Source organism: Arthrobacter ramosus (assembly GCF_039535095.1).
Classification (GTDB): Bacteria; Actinomycetota; Actinomycetes; order Actinomycetales; family Micrococcaceae; genus Arthrobacter; species Arthrobacter ramosus.
The window spans coordinates 4748175-4762854 of record NZ_BAAAWN010000001.1; the positions used below are offsets into that span (position 1 = coordinate 4748175).

A 14680-nucleotide genomic window follows, 5' to 3' on the forward strand; every position below is an offset into this window, starting at 1 on the left:
GGGTGGTGGGTTAAATGGTGCAGGCCCCGACACGTGGTGTCGGGGCCTGGACCGTTAATGGTTGTCCGGCGGTGTCCTACTCTCCCACACCCTCCCGGGTGCAGTACCATCGGCGCTGTGGGTCTTAGCTTCCGGGTTCGGAATGGGACCGGGCGTTTCCCCCACGCTATGACCGCCGTAACCCTGTTACCCGGTCCGCCGCACGGGGTGCGGGGCGGGAAGACTGGTGGTTACAACTTGTCCAAACCCGTTTGAGGGGTTCGGTGGTGTTGTTATTCAGTTGTTCGGTTCCTGGAGCAACAAACCGGTGGCGGGTTGTTGTTCGGGAACCACATAGTGGACGCAAGCAGTGATCGTGTTTGTGTGGTGTAAGTTGTCGGCCTATTAGTACCGGTCAGCTTCAACAGTCTTTGGTCCTGTCTTCCACATCCGGCCTATCAACCCAGTGGTCTGGCTGGGGGCCTCTCACACACGAGGTGCATGGAAATCTCATCTTGAAGCGAGCTTCCCGCTTAGATGCTTTCAGCGGTTATCCCATCCGAACGTAGCTAATCAGCGGTGCACTTGGCAGTACAACTGACACACCAGAGGTTCGTCCGTCCCGGTCCTCTCGTACTAAGGACAGCCCTTCTCAAATTTCCTGCGCGCGCAGCGGATAGGGACCGAACTGTCTCACGACGTTCTAAACCCAGCTCGCGTACCGCTTTAATGGGCGAACAGCCCAACCCTTGGGACCTACTCCAGCCCCAGGATGCGACGAGCCGACATCGAGGTGCCAAACCATGCCGTCGATATGGACTCTTGGGCAAGATCAGCCTGTTATCCCCGAGGTACCTTTTATCCGTTGAGCGACGGCCATTCCACAATGTACCGCCGGATCACTAGTCCCGACTTTCGTCCCTGCTTGAGATGTCTCTCTCACAGTCAAGCTCCCTTGTGCACTTACACTCGACACCTGATTGCCAACCAGGCTGAGGGAACCTTTGGGCGCCTCCGTTACTTTTTAGGAGGCAACCGCCCCAGTTAAACTACCCATCAGGCACTGTCCCTGACCCGGATCACGGGCCGAAGTTAGATGTCCAAAGTGACCAGAGTGGTATTTCAACGATGACTCCACCCGAACTGGCGTCCGGGCTTCAACGTCTCCCACCTATCCTACACAAGCCACTCCGAACACCAATACCAAACTATAGTAAAGGTCTCGGGGTCTTTCCGTCCTGCTGCGCGTAACGAGCATCTTTACTCGTACTGCAATTTCGCCGAGTTTATGGTTGAGACAGCGGGGAAGTCGTTACTCCATTCGTGCAGGTCGGAACTTACCCGACAAGGAATTTCGCTACCTTAGGATGGTTATAGTTACCACCGCCGTTTACTGGGGCTTGAATTCTCAGCTTCGCCTTGCGGCTAACCGGTCCTCTTAACCTTCCAGCACCGGGCAGGAGTCAGTCCGTATACATCGTCTTGCGACTTCGCACGGACCTGTGTTTTTAGTAAACAGTCGCTTCCCCCTGGTCTCTGCGGCCCCGATCCCCTCCCACCAGCAAGTGGTGTTCAAGGTTGGGGCCCCCCTTCTCCCGAAGTTACGGGGGCATTTTGCCGAGTTCCTTAACCATAATTCTCTCGATCGCCTTGGTATTCTCTACCTGATCACCTGTGTCGGTTTGGGGTACGGGCGGCTAGAACCTCGCGCCGATGCTTTTCTAGGCAGCATAGGATCACCGGATCCCCCCATGACGGGGGTCCCATCAGATCTCAGGAACGTCATCAAAGACACAGCGACGGATTTGCCTATCGCTGACCCTACATCCTTAGACCGGGGCAACCATCGCCCGGCCCGGCTACCTTCCTGCGTCACACCTGTTAATACGCTTACCTCCCGGGATCAGGTCCCGCGCTCGGCCAAAACCCGCACACCACAAGGGTGATTGGGCAGGCTCCGGGCGGTTAGTATCCCCCGCTTGGCATGGGCGGTCCTTCGCCGGTACGGGAATATCAACCCGTTGTCCATCGACTACGCCTGTCGGCCTCGCCTTAGGTCCCGACTTACCCAGGGCAGATTAGCTTGACCCTGGAACCCTTGATCATTCGGCGGACGGGTTTCTCACCCGTCTTTCGCTACTCATGCCTGCATTCTCACTCGTGTAGGCTCCACCGCTGGTTTACACCGCGACTTCACCGCCCACACGACGCTCCCCTACCACTCCAGACGACTGAACCACGAAGGCTTGTCTACTATCTGAAATCCACAACTTCGGCGGTGTACTTGAGCCCCGCTACATTGTCGGCGCGGAATCACTTGACCAGTGAGCTATTACGCACTCTTTCAAGGATGGCTGCTTCTAAGCCAACCTCCTGGTTGTCTTCGCAACTCCACATCCTTTCCCACTTAGCACACGCTTAGGGGCCTTAGTTGGTGGTCTGGGCTGTTTCCCTCTCGACTATGAAGCTTATCCCCCACAGTCTCACTGCTGCGCTCTCACTTACCGGCATTCGGAGTTTGGCTGACGTCAGTAACCTTGTAGGGCCCATCGGCCATCCAGTAGCTCTACCTCCGGCAAGAAACACGCAACGCTGCACCTAAATGCATTTCGGGGAGAACCAGCTATCACGGAGTTTGATTGGCCTTTCACCCCTACCCACAGCTCATCCCCTCCATTTTCAACTGAAGTGGGTTCGGTCCTCCACGACGTCTTACCGTCGCTTCAACCTGGCCATGGGTAGATCACTCCGCTTCGGGTCTAGATCACGCCACTACACTCGCCCTGTTCAGACTCGCTTTCGCTACGGCTACCCCACACGGGTTAACCTCGCGACGTAACACTAACTCGCAGGCTCATTCTTCAAAAGGCACGCCGTCACAACTACAAGGTTGCTCCGACGGATTGTAAGCACACGGTTTCAGGTACTGTTTCACTCCCCTCCCGGGGTACTTTTCACCTTTCCCTCACGGTACTGGTCCGCTATCGGTCATTAGGAAGTATTTAGGCTTATCAGGTGGTCCTGACAGATTCACACGGGATTTCTCGGGCCCCGTGCTACTTGGGATCCTCTCCAGGCGGCACACAACATTACGGTTACGGGGCTAACACCCTCTCCGGCCGGCCTTTCAAGACCGTTCACCTATGTCTGCACTCTCACCCCACCGGTCCGGCAGAACCAGTACGGAAAGTCCCACAACCCCGCCCATGCAACGCCCGCCGGCTATCACACATGGAACGGTTTAGCCTCATCCGCGTTCGCTCGCCACTACTAACGGAATCACTCTTGTTTTCTCTTCCTGCGGGTACTGAGATGTTTCACTTCCCCGCGTTCCCCCCACGCACCCTATGTGTTCAGATGCGGGTCACCAGATCACGAAAAACGCGTCTGGCGGGGTTTCCCCATTCGGACATCCTGGGATCACCGTTCGGTTATCAACTCCCCCAGGCTTATCGCAGATTCCTACGTCCTTCTTCGGCTCCTAATGCCAAGGCATCCACCGTGTGCCCTTAAAAACTTGACCACACAAGATCAAAAAACTTCTCGAGAGAACCACGGAAACCACGCCACGCCACACACCCCGAAAGGATGCACCACGCGGCCGGATCCAGGTTCATAAAAAGAAATTGCTGTAAGACACACACACCCCACCACCCCCGAAAGGAAGCAATGACCATGCGCGTGCCTAGATGCTCGCGTCCACTATGTAGTTCTCAAACAACAACCCCGTACCACACCCCCCGCACCAACCACCCCCAAAAACGGGGACGGCCACCAACGCACGGACCATGCAGCCAGGAAACCAGAAACACCCAAACCCGCGACAAAAGACACGCAAACCCAAACAGGCCACGCACCCCACGCCACGGCCCTGTTGCCTCAGGACCCAACAGTGTGCCAAACACGAAAAACCGGCTCACCCCCACCCGCACCGTTCCAGGACACTCGAAAGCATCCGTACTAGGGGCGGGAAAGAACCAACCGGCCGCTATCTGCTGATATTCCACCCATGAGCACCCACCGCAGAACAGACGCCTGCGCAATGGGCTTTGCTTCCACACACCCCCACAGCCACCATGCGGCAACCACGGGAATGATAATGGTGCTCCTTAGAAAGGAGGTGATCCAGCCGCACCTTCCGGTACGGCTACCTTGTTACGACTTAGTCCCAATCGCCGGTCCCACCTTCGACGGCTCCCCCCACAAGGGTTAGGCCACCGGCTTCGGGTGTTACCAACTTTCGTGACTTGACGGGCGGTGTGTACAAGGCCCGGGAACGTATTCACCGCAGCGTTGCTGATCTGCGATTACTAGCGACTCCGACTTCATGGGGTCGAGTTGCAGACCCCAATCCGAACTGAGACCGGCTTTTTGGGATTAGCTCCACCTCACAGTATCGCAACCCTTTGTACCGGCCATTGTAGCATGCGTGAAGCCCAAGACATAAGGGGCATGATGATTTGACGTCGTCCCCACCTTCCTCCGAGTTGACCCCGGCAGTCTCCTATGAGTCCCCGGCCGAACCGCTGGCAACATAGAACGAGGGTTGCGCTCGTTGCGGGACTTAACCCAACATCTCACGACACGAGCTGACGACAACCATGCACCACCTGTAAACCGACCGCAAGCGGGGCACCTGTTTCCAGGCGTTACCGGTTCATGTCAAGCCTTGGTAAGGTTCTTCGCGTTGCATCGAATTAATCCGCATGCTCCGCCGCTTGTGCGGGCCCCCGTCAATTCCTTTGAGTTTTAGCCTTGCGGCCGTACTCCCCAGGCGGGGCACTTAATGCGTTAGCTACGGCGCGGAAAACGTGGAATGTCCCCCACACCTAGTGCCCAACGTTTACGGCATGGACTACCAGGGTATCTAATCCTGTTCGCTCCCCATGCTTTCGCTCCTCAGCGTCAGTTAATGCCCAGAGACCTGCCTTCGCCATCGGTGTTCCTCCTGATATCTGCGCATTTCACCGCTACACCAGGAATTCCAGTCTCCCCTACATCACTCTAGTCTGCCCGTACCCACTGCAGAACCGGAGTTGAGCCCCGGTCTTTCACAGCAGACGCGACAAACCGCCTACGAGCTCTTTACGCCCAATAATTCCGGATAACGCTTGCGCCCTACGTATTACCGCGGCTGCTGGCACGTAGTTAGCCGGCGCTTCTTCTGCAGGTACCGTCACTTTCGCTTCTTCCCTACTGAAAGAGGTTTACAACCCGAAGGCCGTCATCCCTCACGCGGCGTCGCTGCATCAGGCTTCCGCCCATTGTGCAATATTCCCCACTGCTGCCTCCCGTAGGAGTCTGGGCCGTGTCTCAGTCCCAGTGTGGCCGGTCACCCTCTCAGGCCGGCTACCCGTCGTCGCCTTGGTAGGCCATTACCCCACCAACAAGCTGATAGGCCGCGAGTCCATCCAAAACCGCAAAAGCTTTCCACCACCACCGCATGCGCGGAGCAGTCATATCCGGTATTAGACCCAGTTTCCCAGGCTTATCCCAGAGTCAAGGGCAGGTTACTCACGTGTTACTCACCCGTTCGCCACTAATCCCCGGCGCAAGCACCGGATCATCGTTCGACTTGCATGTGTTAAGCACGCCGCCAGCGTTCATCCTGAGCCAGGATCAAACTCTCCGTTGAAGTAAAACAAAAACAGACACAACCACAACCACCGGAAATAACGGCGGAAGAGCTGCACAAAATTTGAAACCAGCTGTAAAAAACCAGCCCCGCACCACCGAAGCGACACAGAACCAGCCAAAACAACCAATTCATAAAAACAAATCGGTATCAACAAACTTGGCACACTATTGAGTTCTCAAACAACAGACACACCCGGCACCACCCACACCCACAACAGGGTCCAGGATCGCTCCGGAGCAACTTCCCAAACCTACCAGACCCGCCCTCTCCGCACAACTCCCGAACCGGGAACCGCGCCGGACAAAACACCATCCGAGACCCCCGGAAACCGCACCGGAACGCACAAAAGCGAACCAGGAATTTGGTTTCCATTTGGAAGGGAGTCTGTCGCAATTTTTCCGCATCAGCGGCGGCGACTCGAACTACTTTACACACCCACAAGACCCCACGCAAATCACCCCCGCACCACCGTCCTGCACTCCAAAACCCGCTTCGACACAGCGATTTCAGGTCCAGCACCACCAGAATGAATGCCTTTCGGGCCGCAAGCCATAAAACATGCCGTGCGTCACACAAGAACCAGCGAAGCAACCAGAGCGGGCTAGTGCCCGGCTGCTCCCTTGGTCTTGCGCATCATAGTGGACAGCACGACGGCAACCACCGCAATCAAAGTGGCTGTCAGGAAGGCGGCCTGCATCCCGGCGACAAGGCCGGACGCGGCAGACACCACAGCGAAGATCGAAACCAGGAGTGCGGTCCCTGCGGCTCCTGCCACCTGCTGCAGCGTGCTCATGATGGCCGAGCCGTGCGAATAGAGGTGGGGCGGGAGCGGGTTGAGGCCAGTGGTAAACGCCGGCGTGAACAGCAGCGCCAAGCCCAGGCTAAGGACTGCGTACAGGACCACGACCCACCACAAGTGGCTATCCGCGGTGAGCATCGAGAACTGCCACAGCGTGAGTACCAGCACGATGGAACCTGTCACAGTGAGCGGGAGCGGACCTATCTTGTCAAACAACCTGCCGACAACCGGCCCGAGCAGGCCCATCGCCAAGCCGCCCGGAAGGAGCGCCAGTCCAGTCTCCATCGGCTGCAGGTGGAGGACGTTCTGCAGGTAGAGCGGCAGCAGGATCACTCCGCCGAACAGGGCCATCATGGCAACCACCATGAGCAGGACCGACACCGTGAACATGCGGAAGTTGAAGGCCCTGAGGTCCAGCAGGGGCGCGTCGGACTTCTGCAACTTGAGCTGGCGGAAAACGAACGCCACCATGCACAAGACCCCGATCACCAGCGCAGCTATCGGCACGGCAGTCGCTCCGCCATGGCCGCCGATCTGGCTCAGTCCATAGACCAGCCCGCCGAAGGCAGGAACGGTCAGGACCACCGAGGCGAAGTCCAGCCGCACGCTCCCTCGCTCGCCGACGTTTGTGAGGAACTTGGCGCCGATGCCCATGGCCAGCAAGGCCACCGGGAGCACGAAGACGAACATGAATCGCCACGAGAAGTGGTCAAGGATGATGCCGGAAACCGTGGGGCCCAAGGCCGGCGCAACCGAAATCGCAATGGTCACGTTGCCCATCACCGCACCCCGGCGGGACAGGGGCACCAACGTCAAGATGGTTGTCATCAGCAGCGGGAGCATGATTGCCGTGCCGCCCGCTTGGACGATGCGCGCCAACAAGAGCACTCCAAAACCCGGGGCTAGTGCCGCGAGCAGGGTGCCGCTGCTGAAGAGTCCGATTGCCAGGAGGAACGCAGCTCGGGTGGTGAGCCTCTGGAGGATGAAACCGGTGGTGGGTATGACCACGGCCATGGTCAGCATGAATCCGGTGGAGAGCCACTGGACTGTGGGCGCGTCAACGTTGAGGTCCGTCATGAGCCGCTGCAAGGCAACGTTCATGATGGTCTCGTTGAGGATCACCACGAAGGTGGCCACAAGTAGCGTGACGATGACGGTGACAGACTCGCGCGACATCCTGTCGCTGGCTTGCTGTGTCCCCGCTTCCGGCACGGGGCTGCCGGACGCGTCTGATGTGACGTCGGTAGACATGAGGATCCCTCAGCTTTGGGTGCGATGGTTTCCGGCGCTCGGCACCGGTGAAGATTGCAACAGTCTAAGCCTCAACCGCATTCCCGTCAGCAGCTTAATCCAAACGTTTGCGTACGGGCATCCGAATGTTAAGAGTGGTCAGGAACTCAGCGGCACGTTGTCGATCAACCGCACGGGTCCGACCTTCGCCGCAATGATCGCAAGCCCTTCACCGCGGAAAGGAGTTTCCTTGCAGTTTTCGGCGAGCGGTTCCAGCGTGCGGGGATCGACGACGTCGAAATAGTCCAGCTTCACGAGGGGCTGGGATTCAACGAGCGCGACGGCGGAGTCCAGCTCGAGCGGTTCGTTTGCCAGGGCGCGGGACTCGATGAGGCGGAGGGCACGGGACAGCACCAGCGCAGCCTCCCGCTCTTCTTCGGAAAGGAAACGGTTCCGGCTGGAAAGCGCCAGCCCTTCAGTGTTGCGCACGGTCGGCACGGCCACGATGTCCACCGGAAAGCTGAGATCGGCCACCATCCTCTTCACGAGGGCCAACTGCTGGGCATCCTTCTGGCCGAAGTACGCGCGGTACGCGGCAGCACCGCCGTCGACGGCTGGACCGCCAGGCATGCCGTAGTGCAGCAGTTTGGCGACCACCGTGAGGGCGCCGTCGAAGTGGCCGGGACGCGAGGCGCCCTCCCATTTCTCGCCCAGCGGTCCCGACGTCACCCGGACCAGCGGCTCTCCACCGGGGTAAACCTCGTCAACGGAAGGGGCGAAGACGAGATCCACGCCCTCGGCGTCCAGGAGGGCCATATCGGCATCGAGCGTACGCGGGTAGCGTTCGAGGTCCGCGGCCTCGCCGAACTGCAGGGGATTCACGAAGATGGACGCCACCACGACGTCGTTCTGCTCGACGGCGGTGCGGGCCAGCGCTGCGTGACCGGTGTGCAGCGCTCCCATCGTGGGGACGAGGCCTTGCGAGCTGCCGCGCTTTTCCGCGAGCAACCGCGCGCTTTCGGCCCGCAGTTCCGCTGCCGTGGTCACAAGTTTGATGGCCATTCTCAGTTTCCTTCCTGCGTCCCGGCAGCGTCGTTGCCTGGACAGTCCTCACCGTTGTCCGGCGTACCTGAGCCGTCCAAGGCGTTGTTGATGTCACCAAGCTGGCCCTCTTTGAGCAGGCCACGGTTGACCGCGCGGCGGGCCGTGGCGCGGGCCATGGCCCGGTAGGCGGCGAGGACATCGCCGCCGGCACCGCCGTCGTACTCCTGGAGGGCCTCCGCATGGGCGGCCACGGTTCCCACATCCCCACGGGCCACGGGCCCGGTCAACGCGGACTCGCCTGAGGCCAGTGCGTTCTCCAAGGTGGCGCGGAGCAAGGGACCGAGCATGCGTTCCGGAGCGTCGACGCCGATGTCCCGAAGCAGCTGGGATGACTGGGCCACGAGGGTGACCATGTGGTTCGAGCTGTGCGCGAGGGCTGCGTGATAGAGCGTGCGATCGGCCTCGGCGATGGCCACCGGTTCGGCACCCATCTCCACCACGAGGGCTTGGGCGATGGGCAACATCGCGGCGTCGGCGGTGACCCCGAAGGTGCAGTCCATGAGCCGGGTCAGGTCCAGGCTCATGCCCGTGAACGTCATGGCCGGGTGGAGGGCGAGCGGAATGGCGCCTGCCGCGCGGACCGGCTTCAGTATTCCGACGCCGAAGCGGCCGGAAGTGTGCGCCACAAGTTGACCGGGCTGCCATGCTCCGAGCTTGGCCAGTCCCGCCACGAGTTCGCCGAGGGCATCGTCCGGAACAGCAAGGAGCACCAACTCGGACCGCTCCACGATTTCCTGGATTTCGAGGATCGGGACCCCCGGCAGCAGCGTCTCCGCCCGCTCCCGGCTCGCCTCCGACACTGCGGAAACCCCGACGACGGCGTGCTCGGCTCCGCGCAGGGCCGCACCCAACACGGCACCCACCTTGCCGGCGCCAACGATTCCTACGCCGAGTCGTCCTGGCCTAGCCATGGTCGGGGTCCTCCTGGGTTGATGCACGCTGCATGGCATGCGTGGTCGGCGGGGCCGGGGCGGGCATCGCCACGGGCGGAAGTTGAGCCAGCCATTGCTCGCTACTCTGCAGTTTGCGGGCCTTCCGGGCTCGGGCCGCCTGCTGGTCGAACAAGCCGACTGCTTCCTCGGTGGCTGCCTGGATGAGCCGGGGCGCCACCGGCCCTGGCGTCGTATGCAACACGAGGTCGGCCACGCCGAACAGCCGGGCCAACGGACCTTGGTGGAGGGCGATCGACTGGGTTCGTTGATGCGGGACCATCACCAACTTCCGCCACAAACGGCCGGAGCGCAGCAGCAGGGCCGTGTCCGTTGAGAGGAAGCCGTTGCGTCGCCAGCCCAACGGGGAAAGAATCCAGGCACGCTTCGGGGTGGTGACAAAGCCGGCGCCGGAATCCAGGCCGGTCAACCCGGCTGTGAACACGCGCTCCGGGTCGGCGATACCGGGGTCGGGCAAGACGAGTGAGAGCATCGTCATCACCTCGGCCTTCCGGCCGACTGGAAGCAGCATGGTCCGGTGCTCGCCTTCGCTGCGGTGGTGTTCACCATAGCCGGCAACGTTCACGTGGATCCGATACCAGCCGAGAATGCGCCACAGCGGCGGCTGCGTGACCTTGACGGCCTGGATGCGGCCGGGAGGCACGGTCTGGGCCCGGGTATCCAGGAGTCCGTAGCGCACACGGATGCCGTCCGGGGAAATTGCCGCCGTGAAGTTGTAGCCCGTGTTGAACGAGCGCCAGTAGGCGGTACCCAGGCCGAGGATTGCTGGAATCAAGTAGAGGATGAAGGCCCGGGACTCGGTCAGCACTGAAACCAGCACGGACGCGATGGCGCTGAGCACAATGAAGAAGCTCTGCTCGCTCAAGATCAGCGAACCGACAAGCCTCCCAGGCGGCACGTAGAGCACCACCTGTTCGGGTGCCTCGGGCACCTCGACCGTTTCGCTCCCGTCGGCAATACCGGCGGCCCGGCCCAGGATGGTGGCACGGAGCTGTTTGGCCTGAGCGAGCCTGAGGTACGAGAGCCGCACCGCCGAGTGGCCGGCGTCGGCCACCTCGAACTTCAGCTCCGCGAGCCCGAAAATACGGGCAAGCAGGGGCTGCACGATGTCGATGGCCTGCACCCGGTCAAGCCGCGCCTGGCGCTGCTGTTTGAACAGGAAGCCGGTGTTGACCCTGACATAGCCTTCGGCAAGCTGGTACCGGGTGAAATACCAGCTGAGGACGAAGGACCCCAAAGCCAGCAACAGCACGACGCCGCCCCCGGCCAGGAGCCAAAGCGTGCGTTCGTTGAAGTTGTCGCCGATGGTCCCGCGGCCTTGGAGGGCTCGTTCAAAGGTATCGCGGCCGAAGAAATAGACGATCGCCGCTAGCGCCACCCATCCCCGCACGAATGGCGACGCCGGGTGGACGCGGTGCCAGCCGCCGTCGACCACGGTCTGTTCCTGGGTCACAGCCCGGCCAGCCTCGCTTCGCCGCGGGCCGAAAGCTGCTCTCGCAGCCGTGCGCCTTCAGCGGCGGGAAGTCCGGGAAGGTGTGCGTTGGTTCCAGCCGAGGCGGTGTGGAGTTTGAGGGTGCACAGCCCCAAGAGCCGCTCGACGGGTCCAACCGCTACATCGACGAACTGCATCCGGCCATAGGGAACCACCATGGTCCGCTGGAAGAAGATGCCGCGGCGGATCAGCAGGTCGTCGTCGCGTTCCGCATAGCCGATGGCCCTCACTTGCCTCGGGATCAACACGAGCCGCCACAGGGCAAGAAGCAGAAAGGCCGCGGGAACGGCGACGGCGAGCCACAGCGGTGGCCACTTCCACCATCCCAGTTCCACGAAGAGCAAGGGCAGGCTGAACAGGCCTATCGTGATCACGTTGCCGATGGCCCACTCGACGAGCCGCACCGTCACGTATTTCGGCGAAACGCGCAGCCACTGGATGCCAGGAGGATCAATCGCCGCGGTATGCATATTCGCCTTCGCCCTTGGCCTCGCCACGGCGTGAATCCCTGACGTCGGGGCCGCCTTCCAGGTCTTCCGGAGGGATTCGGCAGAACCGCTCCACCACGAGCCCCACGATGGTCATGATCAGACCGCCGCCGCCCATGATGAGCGCGAGCCACAAGATGCCTTGGTCGCTGCGGAGGCTCCAAAGCCGGAGTTGCTCAATCACGATTCCCGCATGCCAGCCCAGCAGCACCGTGCCCGCATAGGCGCAGGCCTGGGCCAGGATCAGGGTTCGCGCGGCCAGGATGGGGTTGAGCATGGTCTTCTTCTTGCCGTTGCGCCAGCGCAGGACACGGATGCCCATGATCAACGTGAGCACCGCGATGAAGCCCATGGTCACCAACGCGGAAGGGGGAAGCACCGGCGTCGCCATGCTGTAGCGCGTGGTGAGCACAGTGGTCAGCCAGCCAATTGCGGCAAGAACGACGGCGATGATCGCCAACAAGAGCGGACGCATGGCCTTCATGGGCTACTCCACCGCTCCCGCGGCAGCGACGCTGCCGGATCCGTCGAAACCGTCGAAAGGCCGAAGCCCGGGAAAGTCCTCGGCCTTGGTGGCCAGCTCGGCGACGCTTTCACCGTTGAGCCGCGCTGCAGGATCCAGGAGGGCCCATGGATAGAGCACGAAGGCACGCTCCGCAGCCCGCGGATGCGGCAGGGTCAGTGTTTCGTCGTCGCTCGTGAGTTCGCCGTAGACGATGATGTCCACGTCCAACGTGCGGGGGCCCCAGCGGACCTCGCGGACCCGGTGGTGCATTTGTTCGACGTCGTGGCAGTGCTGCAAGAGTTCCAGCGGCGCAAGGGTGGTCTCAATGGCGATCACCATGTTGAGGAAATCCGGTTGCCCCACGGGCCCGCCCACGGCTTTGGTCTGCACCACGGGAGAGACGCCGAGCAGGCGGATTTCCGGGCGGTCAACGAGGTCGGCAACGGCGGTGGACAGGGTGTCGTTCCGCTCGCCCAGGTTGCTGCCAAGGGCCAGGATGGCTTTCGTGAAACGGGAGCTCATGCACGCTCCCTGTGGACACTGACAGTGACGTCACCGAAGGGCACTTCGATGGGAGCCTTGGGTTTGTGGACCGTGACATCGACGGCGGCGACGTTGAAGCCCGCCAGAATCCCCTCGGCGATCCGCACGGCGAGGGCCTCGATCAGGTTGAGTGGCTCGCCCGTAACGAGGGACGTAATGTACTCGGCCACTTCACCGTAGTGGGCCGTGAACTGCAGGTCATCCGTTTCCGCGGCCTTGCTGAAATCGGTGTACAGCACCGCGTCGACGACGAACGGCTGTCCGTCCCGGCGCTCGAAGTCGAAGACGCCGTGATGCCCGACGGCGGTCACGCCGGTCAGTGTGATCCTGTCCAAGCCGGTTCCTCCCCCTCTGTTCACGAAGCTTAGCGTCTGATGCGCGCAGCAACCTTGACGGCGTCAAGGCTGGGGCCGACGTCGTGGACGCGCACAGCCCAGGCGCCGTTCGCGGCACTGATTGCCGTGATGGCCGCAGTGGCATGGTCCCGCTCCTCCGGTGCCGCCGACTTGCCGGCCACGGTCAGGAGCGTCCCGAGGAAGCGCTTGCGGGAAGCTCCGATCAGGACCTTGTGGCCAAGCTCATCCAGCTTGCCGATGTACTTGAGGAGTTGCCAGTTCTGGTCCTCATCCTTGGAGAAACCCAGGCCGGGATCCACAATGATTTGCTCCGCTGTGACGCCTGCCGCGTAAAGCTTGTCGCGGACGCCCTTGAGCTCCTCAATGACTTCTTCCACGACATTCCCGTAGTCGGCAAGGCTGTTCATGGTCTCCGCGTCGCCCCGGCGATGCGTCAGGACGTAGGGCACCTTGGTACGAGCGACGAGTTCGGCCATCTCAGGTTCGATGCTCAGCCCGGAGACGTCGTTGATGATCGCGGCGCCGGCCTCCACAGCCGCAGCGGCCGTCGACGCGTGCGTCGTGTCGATGCTGACAAGCGCCCCGGCCTTCACGAGTGCCTGGATCACCGGCAAGACCCGCCGTTGTTCTTCTTCCGGGGAGACGGGTTCGGCGCCCGGGCGGGTCGATTCGCCCCCGACGTCGATGATGTCCGCTCCGGCGTACAACATGCGCAAAGCGTGGGCGATGGCGGTGTCCGCCGTGGGGTGCTTGCCGCCGTCGCTGAATGAGTCCGGCGTGACGTTCAGAATTCCCATGACGAGCGTGCGGTCGGCCGGCAGGTCCGCGAAGCGGGCGGCCGGACGGGGTTTGCGGAGAATGGGCAGGGGGCTGGTAGCCGGGCCCGTTCCTGGTGCGGCTGCGAGGGAATCCATGGTCTTTATTACCTTCCGAGTATGAGGCTCATGGCTTCGGCGCGGGTGGCCGGGTCATGAAGTTGCCCGCGCACTGCGCTGGTGACGGTCTTGGCACCGGGCTTGCGGATGCCACGCATCGACATGCACATGTGTTCGCATTCGACGACGACGATCGCGCCCCGTGGCTTGAGGTAGGTCACGAGCGCTTCGACGATCTGGGTGGTCAGGCGTTCCTGCACCTGGGGACGGCGGGCATAAATGTCCACGAGACGGGCCAGCTTGCTCAGCCCCGTCACTTTGCCATCGTGGGAAGGGATGTATCCAACGTGCGCGACGCCGTGGAACGGTACCAAATGGTGCTCGCACGTGGAATAGAACGGGATGTCCTTGACCAGCACGAGTTCCTCATGGTCGAGGTCGAACGTGGTGGACAGGACGTCTTCGGGATCCTGGTGCAGGCCCGCGAAGACCTCGGCGTAGGCTTTGGCAACGCGCTTCGGCGTATCCACCAGTCCGCCACGGTCCGGGTCCTCGCCCACGGCAATGAGGATCTCGCGGACGGCCGCCTCGATGCGGGGGCGGTCGACCTTATAGTGGTGTCCGCGGCCGTGGCCGCCTGATTTCCCCCCGGAAGTGCCGCCGAAGTCATCACTGGCGGCACCGCTGAAGTCGTCGTCGTCGATGTGAGTCACAGCAGAAA

Annotated in this window: 10 protein-coding genes and 3 rRNA genes; all 13 read right to left on the reverse strand. The window is 61.6% G+C overall.

Annotation, left to right across the window (positions count from 1 at the left end):
- Positions 1-63 precede the first annotated feature (63 nt).
- The 13 genes from rrf to folE all read right to left on the reverse strand — a co-directional run bounded on the left by rrf (position 64) and on the right by folE (position 14672).
- A 5S ribosomal RNA gene (gene rrf, locus ABD742_RS21880) occupies positions 64-180 on the reverse strand.
- Positions 181-363: 183 nt separating this feature from the next.
- Positions 364-3502, reverse strand: a 23S ribosomal RNA gene (locus tag ABD742_RS21885).
- A 590-nt stretch (positions 3503-4092) separates the two neighbouring features.
- A 16S ribosomal RNA gene (locus ABD742_RS21890) occupies positions 4093-5614 on the reverse strand.
- The 16S, 23S and 5S rRNA genes sit together here, the layout of an rRNA operon.
- Positions 5615-6218: 604 nt before the next feature.
- Complete coding sequence (locus ABD742_RS21895; protein ID WP_234754904.1) at positions 6219-7667, reverse strand: DHA2 family efflux MFS transporter permease subunit; 1449 nt, start codon at positions 7665-7667, stop codon at positions 6219-6221.
- 138 nt (positions 7668-7805) lie between these two features.
- Complete coding sequence (gene panC / locus ABD742_RS21900; RefSeq protein WP_234754903.1) at positions 7806-8708, reverse strand: pantoate--beta-alanine ligase; 903 nt, start codon at positions 8706-8708, stop codon at positions 7806-7808.
- Between the two features lie 2 nt (positions 8709-8710).
- Positions 8711-9661 (reverse strand): Rossmann-like and DUF2520 domain-containing protein, encoded by a 951-nt coding sequence (locus tag ABD742_RS21905; RefSeq protein ID WP_234754902.1) that lies wholly within the window; start codon positions 9659-9661, stop codon positions 8711-8713.
- The gene (locus ABD742_RS21910; protein WP_234754901.1) at positions 9654-11153 is read right to left on the reverse strand and encodes a PH domain-containing protein; all 1500 of its coding nucleotides are present in this window, start codon (positions 11151-11153) and stop codon (positions 9654-9656) included. Before ABD742_RS21910 ends, ABD742_RS21905 begins: the two co-directional genes overlap by 8 nt.
- Entirely contained in the window at positions 11150-11662 is a 513-nt protein-coding gene (locus ABD742_RS21915) for a PH domain-containing protein (RefSeq protein ID WP_234754900.1), read from the reverse strand. Before ABD742_RS21915 ends, ABD742_RS21910 begins: the two co-directional genes overlap by 4 nt.
- Positions 11643-12164 (reverse strand): DUF3180 domain-containing protein, encoded by a 522-nt coding sequence (locus tag ABD742_RS21920; protein ID WP_234754899.1) that lies wholly within the window; start codon positions 12162-12164, stop codon positions 11643-11645. Before ABD742_RS21920 ends, ABD742_RS21915 begins: the two co-directional genes overlap by 20 nt.
- Before the next feature lie 3 nt (positions 12165-12167).
- Positions 12168-12707 (reverse strand): 2-amino-4-hydroxy-6-hydroxymethyldihydropteridine diphosphokinase, encoded by a 540-nt coding sequence (gene folK, locus ABD742_RS21925; RefSeq protein ID WP_234754898.1) that lies wholly within the window; start codon positions 12705-12707, stop codon positions 12168-12170.
- On the reverse strand, positions 12704-13063 hold the full coding sequence (folB, locus tag ABD742_RS21930; RefSeq protein ID WP_234754897.1) for a dihydroneopterin aldolase: 360 nt from the start codon (positions 13061-13063) through the stop codon (positions 12704-12706). Before folB ends, folK begins: the two co-directional genes overlap by 4 nt.
- A 29-nt stretch (positions 13064-13092) precedes the next feature.
- A complete protein-coding gene (gene folP, locus ABD742_RS21935; RefSeq protein WP_234754896.1) occupies positions 13093-13998 on the reverse strand; it encodes a dihydropteroate synthase in 906 nt (301 codons plus the stop codon).
- An 8-nt stretch (positions 13999-14006) separates the two neighbouring features.
- Positions 14007-14672: a GTP cyclohydrolase I FolE gene (folE, locus tag ABD742_RS21940; RefSeq protein WP_234754895.1), complete on the reverse strand. Its 666-nt coding sequence runs from the start codon at positions 14670-14672 to the stop codon at positions 14007-14009.
- Between the last annotated feature and the right edge of the window lie 8 nt (positions 14673-14680).

What these genes read in the sequence shown, in the direction of transcription:
- ABD742_RS21895 (WP_234754904.1), bottom strand. Translation starts at nt 7,667, where the DNA reads ATGTCTACCGACGTCACATCAGACGCGTCCGGCAGCCCCGTGCCGGAA.
- panC (WP_234754903.1), bottom strand. Translation starts at nt 8,708, where the DNA reads ATGGCCATCAAACTTGTGACCACGGCAGCGGAACTGCGGGCCGAAAGC.
- ABD742_RS21905 (WP_234754902.1), bottom strand. Translation starts at nt 9,661, where the DNA reads ATGGCTAGGCCAGGACGACTCGGCGTAGGAATCGTTGGCGCCGGCAAG.
- ABD742_RS21915 (WP_234754900.1), bottom strand. Translation starts at nt 11,662, where the DNA reads ATGCATACCGCGGCGATTGATCCTCCTGGCATCCAGTGGCTGCGCGTT.
- ABD742_RS21920 (WP_234754899.1), bottom strand. Translation starts at nt 12,164, where the DNA reads ATGAAGGCCATGCGTCCGCTCTTGTTGGCGATCATCGCCGTCGTTCTT.
- folK (WP_234754898.1), bottom strand. Translation starts at nt 12,707, where the DNA reads ATGAGCTCCCGTTTCACGAAAGCCATCCTGGCCCTTGGCAGCAACCTG.
- folP (WP_234754896.1), bottom strand. Translation starts at nt 13,998, where the DNA reads ATGGATTCCCTCGCAGCCGCACCAGGAACGGGCCCGGCTACCAGCCCC.